Origin of the sequence: Kitasatospora sp. NPDC001261 (assembly GCF_042896795.1) — a bacterium.
Taxonomy (GTDB): Bacteria; Actinomycetota; Actinomycetes; order Streptomycetales; family Streptomycetaceae; genus Kitasatospora.
Genome location: NZ_JBIAXP010000017.1, coordinates 167342 through 182835, shown reverse-complemented (window position 1 = coordinate 182835; position 15494 = coordinate 167342). Strand labels below are relative to the sequence as shown.

Below are 15494 nucleotides of genomic sequence, written 5' to 3'. Positions count from 1 at the left end.
GGATCCGGACCCGGCCGGTCACACCAGGGGCGCGTCCAGGCAGGCCCGGCGGTGGCTGAAGGTGTCGAGGGACCAGCGGCCGTGGTAGCGGCCGGAGCCGCTCTCCCCCACGCCGCCGAAGGGGAGTTCCGGGATGCCCAGGTGGGCCACCGGGAGGCCGAAGTTGAGGGCGCCGGAGGCGGTCTCCTCGGCCAGGCGGCGGCGTGCGTGCCCGTCCCCGGTGAAGGCGTAGAGGGCGAGGGGGTGGTCCCGGTCGTTGATGAAGGCGATGGCCTCGTCGAGGCCGGCGACCTCGACGACGGGCAGGACGGGGCCGAAGATCTCCTCCCGCATGACCGGGGCGTCCGGCTCCACCTCGGCCAGCAGGGTGGGCGCGATGTAGCGGTCCGCCCGGTCGTGCTGCCCGCCGAAGACCGTACGGCCCGAGTCGAGGAGGGCGACGACCCGGTCGAAGTGCCGCTCGTCGACGATGCGCCCGTACGCCGGTGACCGCGCCGGGTCGGGGCCGTACAGCTCGGTGACGGCGCGCGCCAGGGCGCCTTCCAGCGCGCGGGCCGTGGCCGGGTCGGTCAGCAGGTAGTCGGGGGCCACGCAGGTCTGCCCGGCGTTGGCGAACTTGGCGCGGGCCAGCCGGGCGGCGACCGCCCCGGGGTCGACGCCGCGGTCCACGAACACCGGTGACTTGCCGCCCAGTTCGAGGGTGACCGGGGTCAGGTGTTCGGCGGCGGCCCGCAGCACCGTCCGGCCGAAGCGGGCGTTGCCGGTGTAGAGGATGTGGTCGAAGCGCTCGGCCAGCAGGGCGGTGGTCGTCTCCCCGCCGCCCTCCACCACGGCGATCGCCGCCGGGTCGACGTACCGGGGCAGCAGCCGTGCCAGCAGGGCCGAGCAGGCCGGGGCCAGTTCACTCGGCTTGGCGAGCACCGTGTTGCCGGCGGCGATCGCGCCCGCCACCGGCACCAGCAGCAGCTGCACCGGGTAGTTCCAGGGCGCGATCACCAGGACGGTCCCGAGCGGGGCGTGGCCGGTGTGGGCGCTCGTCCCCGGCGGCAGCCGGGTGAGCGCGGCGGCGGGCACCGGCTCGGGGCGCAGCCACTGCTCCAGGTTCTGCAGGGTGTGGTCGATCTCCCGTACGGTGAAGTCGACTTCGGCGATGTCGGTCTCGGCGCGCGGCTTGCGCAGGTCGGCGTGGAGGGCCTCGGCGATCTCCTCGCGGTGGCCGGTCAGCAGGGCGCGCAGCCCGGCCAGCTGCTCGGTGCGCCAGGCGAGCGGCCGGGTGCGGCCGGTGCGGAAGGCCGCGCGCAGCCGGGCGACGGTCTCGGCCGGGGCGGCTACGGAGGGCGCGGTCACGGAGGGCGCGGTCACAGTCGGCGTGTTCACTGGGAGTCCTCTCGGACGGGGTCGGGGATCCAGCTGCCGTGGAAGCCGGCCGGCACCCGCACCGGCAGGTGGACGGTGGCGAGCGGGGCGCCGGTGAAGTCCTCGGCGGAGAGGACGACCAGGTCGCTCGCGCCCCGCTCGGGGTCGTGGACGTAGGTCAGCAGGTAGCCGTCGTCCTCGCCGCGGGCGCCCTCCCTCGGCACGAAGGAGACCTCGCCGGTGTACCGTCCCGCGCCGAACTGCCGTACGGTGCTGGACTGCCGGCGCAGGTCGTGCTTGATCAGCGCGTCCCCGGCGGCCTCCGGGGGCAGCGCGTCCAGGTCGTCGGCCGTCGCGGCGAGGTGGCGCAGCAGGGGGGTGGCCACGGTGGAGTAGCCGTAGCGGTGGGCGCCGCCGACCACCGCCGGGTTGACCGCCGGGAACTCCTGCGGCCGGTCGTCCAGCCGGGTCTCGATGACCGTGCCGGAGACGGTGTCGACCGTCCAGCGGTCCAGGGTGGGGCTGCTCTGCCCGTCCACCGCGCCGCCGGCGAACATCCTCGGGTAGCGGACCACGTCGACGACGACCCGGTCGCCGTCCTCGTGGGCGTTGAGGGTGTGGAAGACGAAGCAGGGCTCGACCTCGAACCAGCGGACCTCGGTGCCGTTGCGGGGCAGCAGCCCGACCCGCGCGCCGCGGGTCTCGTCCCAGACTGCCGGATACGTCTTGCGTGCCAGGTTGTCGGGCATGCTGACGCGCCCCGCGAGGTCGAGGACGACGGCGAAGTTCCGGGTCAGCGCCATGTCGTGCACCACCGGCCGGTGCGGGACCGGGATGTCCACGGCGCGCACGACGACGCCCTCCGGGGAGACCACCAGGTGGCGCAGCCGCTCGCTGTCGTCCCGCTGCCAGGTGATCGCGTGCAGCTCGCCGGTGACCGGGTCGAGCTTGGGGTGGGCGGCGAACCCGTCGGGCAGCGTGCCGCAGAAGTCGCCGGCCCCCACCGTCTCGATCTCGTAGGAGAGTTCGTACGGGCGGAAGCCGCCCTCGACCAGCGCGAGGGTACGGTCGGCGTGCCCGATCACGTGGGTGTTGGGCGCGACGTCGGCGATCCTCGGCACGGCGCCGGGGCGCGGCCGCTCCCCCAGCGCCTCGGCCACGGCGGCGCTGCGCACCAGCCGGTTGCGGTACCACCGGGCCCGCCCGTCGAGCAGCCGCACCCCGTGCACCATGGCGTACCCGGCGAACAGGTGCCGCGGCCGCGGGTCCTCCGGCCGCATCCCGTTGGGCCCGTTGCGCAGGTACCGGCCGTTGAGCTCGGCCGGGATCGTCCCCGTGACCGGCAGGTCGAAGGCCGTGACTTCCTCCTCCACCGGGGCGTAGCCACCGGTGAACGGGTTGGTGACGGTGGACACCGCAGACTCCCTCAGGCCGCTTCCGACTACCACTGCGCACGCGGGGCGGCGCACCCGGCTCAACGAGCCACCCACCCGGCGGGTGACGGCCCGCCGGGCATCGGCGGGAGGGAGCCTGGAGGAGCCGGGGGTCCGCCGCACCGCCGGCTCACTGGTCGGGCAGCTCGAAGGTCGGGGCCGCGTAGTAGTCCATGCCCTTCAGCTTGCAGACCAGCACCTCGTCGGCGCGGGCCAGGAGCTGGCGCATCCGTCCGATCGCCACGTCGATCAGGGCCGGGTGTCCTCGGAACCCGGCATCCAGGTCTGTGATCATCTTCCGGTAGAGCTCCGTGAAGCCGAGGGCGGCCTTGAGGGCGTCCGGGCTCTCCTCGTAATTCGCCAGTTTGGGGTTCACGAGTGTGTTCACGACCTCGTCCCCTTTCGGGACGTGGAAGCCGTCGCCGGTGGGGTCGAGCGGTTTGTCGTCCTGCTGGTAGAACCTTCCGACGCTCAGCTCGTGGAACGTGAAGTAGTGCGACAGGTCGCGGTTGGAGTCCAGGATTCCTCCGCCGTCCCCTTCTCCCTCCCAGATGACGTCCTGCATGAGCGTCAGCGCGTCGTCCAGGCCTTCCACGGTGATGCAGTCCTGCCCGAAGTAGGCGTACTGGCGGTCGAGGCGCCCGGCCGGGAACACGGCCTTCTCCCCGTACAGGTGGACGCAGTCCTTCAGGTGCTGCATGAGGTCCCGGTAGAACTGCCCGATCGTCTCACCCGGGTCGGGGAGGATCGGGGTGTGCAGCCGCGGGTCGAACTCGGCGGTGACCGGCAGTGCGGCCCTGAGCCCCTCCGGCAGGGTCCCTTCGTCGACGGGCCCCGGGGACTCGATGCACATGCCCATGGCCAGGAAGGAGTCCCCGAAGGGCTGGAGTTGGATCTCCATGGGGCCGGGGGCACTGAAGAAGCGCGGATAGGGGAGGGAGGCGACGGCCTTGATGTCGGGGTCGGCGCCGGTGGCGATCAGGACGTTCGCGGCGATCGACAGGTGCCGCATCTCGACGGTCACCAGCTCCCGGACGAGTTTGGCCGCGGTGCTCCGACGGTCCTTGATCGACCACCAGCCCGTCAGGTAGGCGGGGATGGTGGAGAACTCGACCAGGCAGGCGCTCTGCAGCATCTCCCGCAGTTTCTTGATGTCGTCCTCGAAGCTCATGAGGTGGCCCCCTCCGGCTTTCCGGTCCTGAGCAGGGTGCGGTACATCTCCAGAACCTTGCGCTTGCCGCTGGACAGGTCCCTGGTGACGGGCATGTAGAGCGAGGAGTTCGCCATGGAGACCGAGGACAGTTCCAGGATCTGGTCGATGTTCCGTTCGACGGCCGTCCTGTCCCCCAGGTCGAGCGCGGCGTAGTACTTCATGACCGGGAAGATCATGTCGTACACGTAGAGCACCCGCTTGTAGACGTAGTCCCAGGCGGCGGCCGGGTCGTTGTGGTGCTCCTCGCAGTACTTCCGGAAGTCCTCGGGGAGCTGGTCGTCGAAGGGCAGCATCCGCACACAGCAGTAGAACGCCGAGACGAAGGACCACGGCGCTCCCACGAACCCCACCCTTTCCGGCGGAACGTCCGGACTCCCGTCGAGATAGTAGGGAAAGAAGGCGATGACCGGGAGGTTGGGGGCTTCGAGACCGCTCACCACGGTGAACCCGATCTCCGCGCGGCCGTTCACCACCGGCCCGACCTTGGTGATGGTGAGGACTTCCTCCTCCTTCTTCTCCGGTTTCTTCCAGAAGGAGCCGTTCTGCATGGGTGGCGGCGGGTCCGGCAGGTACTGCTGGACGACCAGCCCGACCTTGCGGGTGGGGATCGCACCCCGGTCCCGGACCTCGACCACCACCACCCGGTCCTTGTCGCTCTGGTCGACGTAGATCGATCGCAATTCGGTCTGGGCCGTGAGCACCTTCTCCGTCAGCATCGTGACCTGCTCGGCATTCGGCTTGCACCGGATGCCCAGGACCCCGTCGGCCAGGTCCGCGTCGGTCACCTTGCCGTCGACCGGCACGTCGATGATGCCGGAGGTCAGCTCGTAGCCGCTCCTGTCGTAGACATCGGGCTTGATCTCCGCCACGGTCTCGATGGTGGCGGCGCCGGCGACGACGAGCTCCAGAGTTCCGAAGGACGTCTCCTTGTCACCGCTGGCGTCCTTCTCCGGGATCGTGGCCCCCAGGTCGAGGCTGACGTAGCGGGTGCCCCCGGCATTCCGGTTGACCTCCGCCACCGCCGGCCCGAACCAGGCGTCCACCGGATTCTTCTCCGAATCGAGGACCTTCACCGAGTTCGCCGGCGCCAGGAACCGCCCGCCGGGTACCGAAGCCGGCTCGCTCTCGTGCCACAGGCCGATCGTGCCGACCACCCGGGAAAGGCAGGTGTTCCGACGTGGCGGATTCCCCGCTTTTCGGTCCTGCTCCCACAGGTCCAGCAGTTTCTCGAACCGCTCCTTCTGGGTCTTGCAGCCGGCGAACTCGAGTGCGTTGAAGTAGTGGGTCAGATAGACGGAGTACCGCATCATGATTCCGCGGGCCTTCTGGGAATCCATCTCCTTCTTGAGCGCGTTCAGCAGTGGCGATTTGTCGGAGGTGAAGTGGAGATTTTCCCGGCCCACGCACGCCTGGACGACGGTGGCGCCGACCCCGTCGCGGTAGACGTCCCCTTTCAGATTCAGGTTGCGGCTGAAATTCTGCCAGCGCGCCGGCAGCTGGAGGCCGTCCTCGATGTCGCCGTAGAAGAATCCCTCCGGGCTGGTTCTGCTGCCGATCTGGATGCGCCTGGCGAAGAAGCAGGGGCTCCAGACCGAATCCGGGTTGTTGTCCGCCATGCTCGCGCTGGTGTGGAACGCGGCCCTGGGGAAGTGGCCGTCGCCGGTCTGCTCCTCCGGGGTGAGGTCGGCGATCGGGAACGAGTCCCCGGCCAGGTTGACGACGGCGCCGAGCAGCGGGTCGCCCGGGATCGACGGATCCGCTCCGTACGCGGTCTGCCCCCCGGTCACGGTCGTGAGGACGCCCTTGCCGTCCGGCGCGTCACGGGGCTGCACGTGGAGCCACCAGTCGTTGCCGCCGTAGGCACTCCACCCCGAAGGGGGCTCCTCCGTCTCCTTCCCGTCCGGGCCTTGGCCCGTCTGCATGCTGAACGCCCACTTCGGAAAGGCCTCCCGGAAATTGTCCGGGGTGATTTTCTTGTCCTTGAGATAATTCCAGTTCAGCTCCGCCGTCCGGAAGTCGTACGTCGGGAACAGGCCGTTGTTGTTCATGGTCGCCGGATTGAAGGTCATCTGACCCCGGAAGAAAACCCGGGGAACGGAAAGGACGCTCACAGCACCTCCTAGGGGGTTGGCGGGAAGCCGCCAGCGATGTACCACCGCACCTTGATCCCTAGCCCGCCTCGACCCGGACAGCCGAGGGTGTTCACTCGGCGTCAGTCACCCCGCGATCGCATGATTCCGGCCCAGGCCGATTCGGGTGATTCCTGCCGCACCGATGTGAGTGGAACGTCCGCCGTCGGCATAGATGGATCGTTGACGACGTGACAACGGATAGGGTCCTGCGGCATTTCCGCCGAATCGACGGAGAGTGACCGCGGACCGGCGAGCGGAAGGAGCCTGGCACATGCCGGAACCGGGAGCGGGGCCCCGGACGGGGGTCTGGCTGGTGGGGGCGCGCGGCTCGGTGGCCACCACCACCGTGGTGGGCGCGGCGGCGGTCGGTGCGGGGCTGGCCGAGCCGACGGGGTGCGTCACCGCGAGCGAGGACTTCCCCGGGGCCCGGCTGCCGCCACTCGGCGCCCTGGTCTTCGGCGGGCACGACACCGGCTCCGTCCCCCTGCCCGTCCGGGCCGCCGAGCTGGCCGAGTCCGGGGTGGTGCCGCAGCGGCTGCTCGAACCGCTGGAGAAGGCCGTCGTCGCCGCCGACCAGGAGATCCGCCCGGGCTACGCCACCGGTCGGAGCGGACTGCCCCAGGCGGTGGCGGCCCGGGCGCTCACCGTCGACATCGAGGGCTTCCGGCGGCGTCTGGGCCTGGACCGCGTCGTGGTCGTCAACGTGGCCTCCACCGAGGCGCCGGTGCCGGACCGCCCCGAACACCACGACCTCGACCTGCTGGAGGCGGCCCTGCGCGGCCCGGCCGACGTCCTGCCGGCCAGCTCGCTCTACGCCTACGCGGCCTTCACCGCCGACTGCCCCTACGTGGACTTCACCCCCTCCACCGGTGCCCGGCTGCCCGCGCTGGACGCCCTGGCCCGCGCGCGCGGCCTGCCGTACGCGGGCAGCGACGCCAAGACCGGCGAGACGCTGGTGCAGTCGGTCCTGGCACCGATGTTCGCCGTCCGCGCGTTGAAGGTGCGGGCCTGGTCCGGCACGAACCTGCTGGGCGGCGGGGACGGCGCCACCCTGGCCGATCCGGGCGCCGCCGCCAGCAAGACGGCGTCCAAGCGGCGGGGCCTGGGCCGCATGCTGGGGCACCCGGTGGAGGGCTCGGTGCACATCGACTGCGTACCGGCGCTCGGCGAATGGAAGACCGCCTGGGACCACGTGGCCTTCGAAGGGTTCCTCGGGGCGCGGATGAGCCTCCAGTTCACCTGGCAGGGCTGCGACTCGGCGCTGGCCGCACCGCTCGTGCTGGATCTCGTCCGGCTCACCGCCACCGCGCACGCGGCGGGCGTCTCGGGCCCGCTCGGGGCCCTGGGCTTCTTCTTCAAGGACCCGGTCGGCTCGGGTGGTTACGCCCTGACCGACCAGTACGAGGCCTTGCGGGCGTTCGCGGCGGAGGCCGCGGCGGCGACCGCGGGCGGCGGGCCGCGCACATGAGGATCCCGAGCCTCGGCACCGTCGCCGAACTCGTCCGGGCACCGGCCGCGATCACCGTGCCCGGCGACCCCCTGGTCGGGGCGACGCTGGCCGGCCGCCCGCTCGGACCGGCCACCGGACTGCTGGCCCTGTCCTCGGTCTGTCTCTACTGGGCGGGCATGGCCCTCAACGACTACGCCGACCGGCACACCGACGCGGTCGAGCGTCCGCACCGTCCGATCCCCTCCGGCCGGGTGGAGCCTTCGGTCGCCCTGTCGCTGGCCGCCGGCCTCACCGGGACGGGGCTCGCCTTCGCCGCGGCGGGCGGTGGGCGTGGGGCCCTGTCCGTCGCGGTGCCGTTGGCGGCCGTGGTCTGGAGCTACGACCTGGGCCTCAAGGGCCGTCCCGTCGCCGGGCCCGTCACCATGGCCGCCGCCCGCGGCCTCGACGTCCTCCTGGGCGCCGGGGGCCGCGGGCTGCGCGCGGCCGCGCCCGCCGCCGCGGTGGTCGGCGCGCACACCCTGGTGGTCTGCGCGCTCAGCCGCCACGAAGTCCGGGGCGCGGACGGCCTGCTCCTCCCCGCCACCGCGGCCGCCACCTGCGCCGTCGCCGCCGTGGCCGCCGCCCCGGGTGCAGGCGGCGCCCCGGGTCGCCGGGCGGTCCGCCTCGCCGCCCTCGCCGTGTACGTCGCCGGCTTCGGCGGCGCCCAGGCCGCGGCGGGCCGGCTCGACCCGCGACGCCTCCAACAGGCCGTCACCGCCGGCATCGCCGCCGTCCTCCCCCTCCAGGCCGCGTGCGCCTGCCGCGCCGACGCCCTGCCCGTGGCCCTGTCCCTGCTCGCCGCGGCGCCGGTGGCCCGCCGCCTGTTCCGAAAGCTGTCCCCCACATGACCGGCACGGTCACCGACCAGGGCCACGCGCAGCCCGGCCCCGTACGAACGGACGCCGTACGGACGGACGCCGTACGCGCGGACACGGGGCTGCGGTTCGGCTACGGCACCAACGGGTTCGCCGGGCACCGCCTGACCGAGGCCATCGCCGTGCTGGCGGACCTCGGCTACGACGGGATCGCCCTCACCCTGGACCACTGCCACCTCGACCCGTTCGCCCCCGGGCTGTCCCGGCGGGTCGCGCGGGTCGCCCGGCGACTCGCCGAGACGGGCCTGGACACCGTGGTGGAGACCGGCGCCCGCTACCTGCTCGACCCGTGGACCAAGCACGCCCCCACGCTCGTCGACGAGGATCCGAGCCGTCGGCTGGAGTACCTGGGTCTGGCGATGCGGGTGGCCGCCGATCTGAACGCGGGGGCCGTGTCGCTGTGGAGCGGCGTGCCCGCCCCGGGCGTGCCGTCCCGGGTGGCGTGGGAACGACTGGTCCACGGCTGCGGGTGGGCGGTGGCGGAGGCGGACCGCCATGGCGTCGTCCTGGGCTTCGAGCCGGAGCCGGGCATGCTCGTCGATACCCTGGACGCCTACGAGCTGCTGCGCCGCCGCCTCGGCGATCCGCCCGCTCTCGGGCTGACCCTCGACATCGGCCACTGCCGCTGTCTGGAGGCCGCCCCGGTGTCCGACTGCGTCGTACGGGCCGGGCCGCACCTGGTCAACGTCCAGATCGAGGACATGCGCAGGGGCGTGCACGAGCACCTGGAGTTCGGGCAGGGCGAGATCGACTTCCCGCCCGTGCTGGACGCGCTGCGCCGCACCGGCTTCCCGGGACTGGTCAGCGTCGAACTGCCGCGGCACAGCCACGCCGCGCCGCAGCTCGCCGCGCGCTCGCTGGCCTTCCTGCGAGCCGCCGCCGGCGCGGCGCACGGCACCCGGACACCGCGATGAGCTTCGGCAACGCCGCCCGGGTGACCGTCCGCGACCTGCGCGCCGCCCTCGACCGGCAGCTCACACCGGACGCCGCCCGCTGGCTGGCCACGGCTCTGACCGAGGTGGCCGCCGAACCCGACCAGGCCCTGCCCCGGCGCTTCGCCGAGGCGGGCCGCCGGGGCGGCCGGGCACTGCTGGCGGCGGCCCCCGCACCGCATCAGGACCCGGCGCCCGCGGTCCCCGCGGAAGCGCTGGCCTGGACCGTGGACGACGCCGTACGGGCCCTGCTGCTGGCCGCCGCCCCGGCCCCCGCCGACGGCCCCGCCGTCCGGGCGTCCGCCGTCTACCGCCACGGGGACGCCGCGGAACGGCGCGGCGTGCTCCGCGCCCTCGGCCCGCTGGACCTGCTGGCCCCGTACGGCCTGCGGGACGACGCCGTCCCCCTGGTGTCCGACGCGCTGCGCGCCAACGACCCCCGGCTGCTGGCCGCCGCACTGGGCCCCTACGGGGCGCGGCACCTGCCGGCGCCCGCCTACCGGGAGGCCGTCCTGAAGTGCCTGCACTGCTCCGTCCCCCTGCGGGCCGTGGCCGGGCTGCCCCACCGGACCGACGCCGAACTGGCCCGGATGGCCGCGACGCACGCCCGTGAACTCACCAGCGCCGGACGCCCCGTACCGGGCGACGTGCGCGCGCTGGCCGGCCCCCGACCGGCCGCGACCGAGCCCCTTCCGCCCCCTCACCCTGCCGGGACCTGATGCGCATCTTCGACCCCCACATCCACATGACCTCGCGGACGACCGACGACTACCAGACGATGCGGGACGCCGGCATCCGGGCCGTCGTGGAACCGGCGTTCTGGCTGGGCCAGCCCCGCACGGACGTCGCCAGCTTCGTCGACTACTTCGACTCCCTGATCGGCTGGGAACCCTTCCGGGCGGCCCAGTTCGGTATCCGCCACCACTGCGCCCTGGCCCTCAACCCGAAGGAGGCCAACGACCCCCGCTGCACCGCCGTCCTCGACGTGCTGCCCCGCTACCTGGACAAGGACGCGGTGGTGGCGGTGGGCGAGGTCGGCTACGACTCCGTCACCCCGGAGGAGGACCACGCGCTCGCCACCCAGGTCCGGCTCGCCATGGACCACGAACTGCCCGTCCTGGTGCACACCCCGCACCGGGACAAGGCCGTCGGGACCAGGCGCACGCTCGCCGTGCTCCGCGAGTGCGGGATCGCTCCCGACCTGGTCCTGGTCGACCACCTGACCGAGCTGACCGTGACGGAGGTCGCCGACACCGGCTGCTGGACGGGGTTCTCCGTCTACCCGCACACCAAGATGGACCCCCACCGCCTGGTGCAGCTCCTCAAGCGCCACGGAACCCACCGGGTGCTGGTCAACTCCGCGGCCGACTGGGGCCGCAGCGACCCGCTGGCGACCCGGCGCACGGCGGAGGCGATGCTCGAAGCCGGCTTCACCGCCGACCAGGTCGACGAGGTGATGTGGCGCAACCCGGTCGCCTTCTACGGCCAGAGCGGACGCCTGACCCTGCCGGTGGACGGTCCCGACACGCCGGACCACCGCGAGGAGCCCCACGAGCGGGCCGGCGACGCCGTGTACCTGGGGAACTCCATCGCCCGCGGCGAGTAGCCCTTCCCCGAGCAAGGAGACCGCCCCCGATGCGCCTGCGCCACCCCGACGGCAGCACCGTCCACCTCGCCTACTGCACCAACGTCCACCCCGCGGAGGACCTCGACGGCGTCCTGGCTCAACTCGCCGTCCACGCCGAGCCCGTCCGCGAACGGCTCGCGGCGCCGTCCCTGGGCCTGGGCCTGTGGCTCGCCCACGACGTGGCGCGCACCCTGGCGACGGACGCGACGGCCCTGCACCGGCTGCGCCGTGAACTGTCCACCCGGGGGCTCGAAGTCGTCACCCTCAACGGCTTCCCCTACCGCGGCTTCCACGAGCCGGTCGTCAAACGGGCCGTCTACCGGCCGGACTGGAGCGACCCGGCCCGCCTGGCGTACACCCTCGACCTGGCCCGGGTGCTTACCGCGCTGCTGCCCGAGGACGCGGCCCGCGGGAGCATCTCCACGCTCCCCCTGGGCTGGCGGGCCGGCTGGACGCCCGGACACCAGGACCGCGCCCGCCGCGGCCTGGACGAACTGGCCGAAGGGCTCGCCAAGTCGGAGTCCGACTCCGGCCGCCGCGTCCGGGTCGGCCTGGAACCCGAACCGGGCTGCGTGGTCTCCACCGTGAGCGACGCCTGCGCACGGCTCACCGGGCTCGACACCGAGCGCATCGGCGTCTGCCTGGACGTCTGCCACCTCGCCGTCGACTTCGAGGACCCGCCGTCCGCCCTCCGCGGCCTGGCCGACGCCGGCCTGCCCGTCGTCAAGGCCCAGCTCTCCAGCGCCCTCCAGGCCGACGATCCCTCCGACCCCGCCGTACGGCGGGCGCTCGCGCGCTTCGCCGAGCCGCGGTTCCTGCACCAGACCCGCGCCGAGCCCGCCGGCCCCCGCCCGGAGCGGTGGGACGACCTCGACCTGGCGCTCCGCTCCCCGGCTGACGGCGCCGATCCGCGCCCGTGGCGGGTGCACTTCCACGTCCCCGTGCACGCCGACCCGGAGCCGCCGCTCACCGCGACCGGACCGGTGCTGACCGACGCCATCCGCGCCCTCGTCCACGGCCCGCACCCCGTCACCGACCACCTGGAGGTCGAGACGTACACCTGGTCGGTGCTCCCGGGCCGGGACCGGCCGGCCGACGACGAGGCACTGGTCGCGGGCATCGCCGCCGAACTCGCCTGGACCCGCGAGCAGTTGCTCGCCGCCGGACTGCGGGAGCACACCTCGTGACCACCGGCCGCCCCACGCCCCTGCTGGTGCTGAACATCGCCGCGCTCACCTCCCGCCTCCTGCGCCACATGCCGCACCTGCGGGCCGTCGCCGAACCCGACGGCGACACCCCGGGGCACGGCGCCCGGCTGGAACCGGTCTTCCCTGCGGTCACCTGCTCCGTCCAGGCCAGCCTGCTGACCGGGCTCCCCCCGAGCCGACACGGGATCGTCGGGAACGGCTGGTACTTCCGCGACCTCGGCGAGGTGCTCCTGTGGCGCCAGCACAACCTGCTAGTGGAGGGCGAGAAGGTGTGGGACGCCGCCAGGCGGCGCCACCCGGGCTACCGCGTCGCCAACATCTGCTGGTGGTACGCCATGGGCGCCGGCACCGACATCACCGTCACCCCGCGCCCCGTCTACCACGCGGACGGCCGCAAGTCCCCCGACTGCTACACCGTCCCACCGGGTCTGCACGACGAACTGACCGACGCCATCGGCCTGTTCCCGCTCTTCGACTACTGGGGACCGCGCGCCTCCATCGCCTCCAGCAGGTGGATCGCGCGGGCCACCGAGCACGTCATCCGCACCGCCGCACCCGACCTGACCCTCGCCTACCTGCCGCACCTCGACTACGACCTCCAGCGCTTCGGCCCCGCCGCACCCCAGGCCGCCGCCGCGGCCAGGGCCCTCGACACCGTCCTCGCGCCCCTGCTCCACCTGGCCCGGGAGCACGGGACCACCGTCGTGGCGCTGTCCGAGTACGGCATCACCGCGGTCGACCACCCCGTCCACATCAACCGCGCGCTGCGCGCGGCCGGCCTCCTCACGGTGTACACCCAGGCCGGGATGGAGTACCTCGACCCGTACACGTCCCGGGCGTTCGCCGTCGCCGACCACCAGGTGGCCCACCTCTACGTGCCCGACCCCGCCGACCTGCCGCGCGTCGCGGAGCTCGTCCGAGCGCTACCCGGAGTGGAACGCGTCCTCGACAGCGCGGGCAAGGCCGCGTACGGAATCGACCACGCCCGCGCGGGCGAACTCGTCGCCGTCGCCACCACCAACGCCTGGTTCACGTACTACTACTGGCTGGACGACACCCGCGCCCCGGACTTCGCCCGCTGTGTCGAGATCCACCGCAAACCCGGCTACGACCCCGCCGAACTCCTCCTCGACCCCGCCGACCGCCTCGTCCGACTCCGGGCCGCTGCCGCCCTCGCCCGCCGTCGGCTCGGCCTGCGCTCCACGCTGTCCGTCGTCCCGCTCGACGCCACCCACGTCCGCGGCAGCCACGGCCGCCTCCCCGACGACCCGGACGACGGCCCCGTCCTCCTCCTCTCCGACACCACCCGCCTCCCCCGCGTCCACCCGCGCTACGCCGCCACCGACCTGCCCGGCCTCCTCCTCCGACTCGCGGGCGGCACGCAGCGGGAGGAACACCCCGCACCCCGCGTCCGCTCGGGCACCCGACGCCCGTCCGGGTAGTCCGCGTTCGCCACCATGATCCCGATCGATCGGAGCACATCCGTGTACCCGTCCCTCCGCCGGGCGTCAGCGGCCCTGCTGCTGGCCCTGCTGCCCGCCACATCCCCCGCCGCCGCGTACGGCGCCCAACCGCCCGCCCCCGCCGTGGCCGTGGCCGTGGCGCACTCCGCCCGGGCCGTACCCGGGCAGTACATCGTCACCCTCAAGCACGGCCGCGACCCCGGTGAGGTCCTGCGAGCGCTGGGCATCACCCCCAGGTTCACCTACGGCGCCGCGTTGAACGGCTTCGCCGCCGCCCTCGACCCGCTCCTGCTGAACACCGTACGGACCAACCCGGCCGTCGAGGCCGTCGAGGAGAACACCACCTTCCGCCTCCCCACCCCCGTCGACGGTGCGGACCGGCCCGGCCACACCACCCGGGCTACGGCCGCCACCTGGGGCCTGGACCGCATCGACCAGCGGTACCTGCCCCTGGACGGCCAGTTCACCACCCGCGGCCACGGCGCCGGCGCGACCGCCTACATCCTCGACAGCGGCATCGACTACACCCACCCGGAGTTCGGCGGGCGCGCCGTCCCCGGCTTCGACGCCATCGGCGACGGCCGCGACGGCCTCGACTGCCACGGCCACGGCACCCACGTCGCCGGCACCGTCGGCGGCCGCACCTACGGCGTCGCCCCGCGGGCCCGCCTCGTCTCGGTCCGCGTCGTGGACTGCACCGGCAGCGGCGACAAGGCCCAGATGATCGCCGGCCTCGACTGGGTCGCCCGCGACGCCCGGTACCCCGCCGTCCTCAACGCCTCCCTCGGCGAGGAACGCTCCCGGGCCGTCAACGACGCCGCCACCGCGCTCTCCGACCAGGGCGTCCTGCCCGTCGTCGCCGCCGGAAACGACGCCGTCGACGCCTGCACCGTCTCCCCCGCCTCCGCGTACGGGGTCGTCACCGTCGCCGCCACCAACCGGCGGGACGAGGAGACCGACTTCTCCAACTGGGGCACCTGCGTCGCCCTCCACGCCCCCGGCCAGGCGATCCTGTCCGCCAAGCTCGGCGGCGGCAGCACCACCCTCAGCGGCACCTCCATGGCCGCGCCGCACGTCACCGGCACCGCCGCCCTCTACCTCGCGGAACACCCGGACGCCGAGCCGATCGACGTCTCCGACTTCCTCCAGTACACCGCCACCCCGGACGTCCTGACCGACGTGCGCGAGGGCACCCCCAACCTCCTGCTGTTCACCGACGACCTGTAGCACCGCCTCCGGACTCCGCGACGGGACGACTGCGGCCGGCGCCCGGCCCGCACGGCGTCCCGACGGTCCCCGCGCCGGGTGCGCCGCCTCGACGGTGCGTATCCGGAGCGCGGTTCCGTCGTTGACCAGGCCAGGTCCCGGGCGCTCGCCCGGGACCTGGCCTGCGCGGCGCCGGTGTTCGCCGGGCCCGTGCGAGGAGGGAGTGCGATGAGCAGGGTGGCGGGCGTGGAGCGCCAGGGCACGGGCAGCGGTGCGCGCAGCGTGGGCCAGCGGATGGCGGTGCTGGGTACGGCCGTGGGGGCGGCGCTGGTCCCGGCCGGCGCCGCACAGGCCAGTGTCGTCGGGGTGGGCAACGCGGTGTTCGGCAACTCCTGTGAGAACCACGACGCCGGCACCCAGGCCCTCGGGGGCACGGTCTCCGACAGCGGGACGGCGAGCGGCAACCAGCTCGGCCTGCCGCTGAGCCTGCCCCGCAACCACTGCGGCAGCAGCGGGATCGTCTGCACCGCCGTGTTCATGTCCAGCGTCTGATCCGGCAG

General features: G+C 73.4%; 13 protein-coding genes. 9 read left to right on the top strand and 4 right to left on the bottom strand.

What is annotated here, in order from left to right; translation table 11 throughout:
- Window positions 1-18: 18 nt before the first annotated feature.
- The 4 genes from ACFY4B_RS23630 to ACFY4B_RS23615 all read right to left on the bottom strand — a co-directional run bounded on the left by ACFY4B_RS23630 (window position 19) and on the right by ACFY4B_RS23615 (window position 6158).
- Entirely contained in the window at window positions 19-1377 is a 1359-nt protein-coding gene (locus ACFY4B_RS23630; RefSeq protein WP_387970709.1) for an aldehyde dehydrogenase family protein, read from the bottom strand.
- Window positions 1374-2771 (bottom strand): carotenoid oxygenase family protein, encoded by a 1398-nt coding sequence (locus tag ACFY4B_RS23625; protein ID WP_387970706.1) that lies wholly within the window; start codon window positions 2769-2771, stop codon window positions 1374-1376. The genes ACFY4B_RS23630 and ACFY4B_RS23625 overlap by 4 nt, the downstream gene beginning before the upstream one ends.
- A gap of 148 nt (window positions 2772-2919) precedes the next feature.
- On the bottom strand, window positions 2920-3960 hold the full coding sequence (locus ACFY4B_RS23620; RefSeq protein ID WP_387970703.1) for a ferritin-like domain-containing protein: 1041 nt from the start codon (window positions 3958-3960) through the stop codon (window positions 2920-2922).
- A complete protein-coding gene (locus tag ACFY4B_RS23615) occupies window positions 3957-6158 on the bottom strand; it encodes a hypothetical protein (RefSeq protein ID WP_387970700.1) in 2202 nt (733 codons plus the stop codon). The genes ACFY4B_RS23620 and ACFY4B_RS23615 overlap by 4 nt, the downstream gene beginning before the upstream one ends.
- A 247-nt stretch (window positions 6159-6405) precedes the next feature.
- On the opposite strand from ACFY4B_RS23615, the gene ACFY4B_RS23610 reads away from it, so the two are divergent.
- The 9 genes from ACFY4B_RS23610 (at window position 6406) to ACFY4B_RS23570 (ending at window position 15486) form a co-directional block, all read left to right on the top strand.
- Window positions 6406-7602 (top strand): inositol-3-phosphate synthase, encoded by a 1197-nt coding sequence (locus ACFY4B_RS23610; protein WP_387970697.1) that lies wholly within the window; start codon window positions 6406-6408, stop codon window positions 7600-7602.
- Complete coding sequence (locus ACFY4B_RS23605) at window positions 7599-8471, top strand: SCO3242 family prenyltransferase (RefSeq protein WP_387970694.1); 873 nt, start codon at window positions 7599-7601, stop codon at window positions 8469-8471. Before ACFY4B_RS23610 ends, ACFY4B_RS23605 begins: the two co-directional genes overlap by 4 nt.
- The gene (locus ACFY4B_RS23600) at window positions 8468-9412 is read left to right on the top strand and encodes a sugar phosphate isomerase/epimerase family protein (protein ID WP_387970691.1); all 945 of its coding nucleotides are present in this window, start codon (window positions 8468-8470) and stop codon (window positions 9410-9412) included. Before ACFY4B_RS23605 ends, ACFY4B_RS23600 begins: the two co-directional genes overlap by 4 nt.
- Window positions 9409-10149 (top strand): EboA domain-containing protein, encoded by a 741-nt coding sequence (locus tag ACFY4B_RS23595; RefSeq protein ID WP_387970688.1) that lies wholly within the window; start codon window positions 9409-9411, stop codon window positions 10147-10149. Before ACFY4B_RS23600 ends, ACFY4B_RS23595 begins: the two co-directional genes overlap by 4 nt.
- Window positions 10149-11036, top strand: a complete 888-nt coding sequence (locus tag ACFY4B_RS23590; protein WP_375875912.1) for a TatD family hydrolase — start codon at window positions 10149-10151, stop codon at window positions 11034-11036. The genes ACFY4B_RS23595 and ACFY4B_RS23590 overlap by 1 nt, the downstream gene beginning before the upstream one ends.
- A 29-nt stretch (window positions 11037-11065) precedes the next feature.
- Complete coding sequence (gene eboE / locus ACFY4B_RS23585; RefSeq protein ID WP_387970684.1) at window positions 11066-12244, top strand: metabolite traffic protein EboE; 1179 nt, start codon at window positions 11066-11068, stop codon at window positions 12242-12244.
- Entirely contained in the window at window positions 12241-13707 is a 1467-nt protein-coding gene (locus ACFY4B_RS23580) for an alkaline phosphatase family protein (RefSeq protein ID WP_387970681.1), read from the top strand. Before eboE ends, ACFY4B_RS23580 begins: the two co-directional genes overlap by 4 nt.
- A gap of 15 nt (window positions 13708-13722) precedes the next feature.
- On the top strand, window positions 13723-14955 hold the full coding sequence (locus ACFY4B_RS23575) for a S8 family serine peptidase (RefSeq protein WP_387970678.1): 1233 nt from the start codon (window positions 13723-13725) through the stop codon (window positions 14953-14955).
- Between the two features lie 207 nt (window positions 14956-15162).
- Window positions 15163-15486 carry a chaplin family protein gene (locus tag ACFY4B_RS23570; RefSeq protein WP_117485752.1) on the top strand — a complete coding sequence of 108 codons (324 nt, stop codon included), beginning with the start codon at window positions 15163-15165 and terminating at the stop codon, window positions 15484-15486.
- Window positions 15487-15494 lie beyond the last annotated feature (8 nt).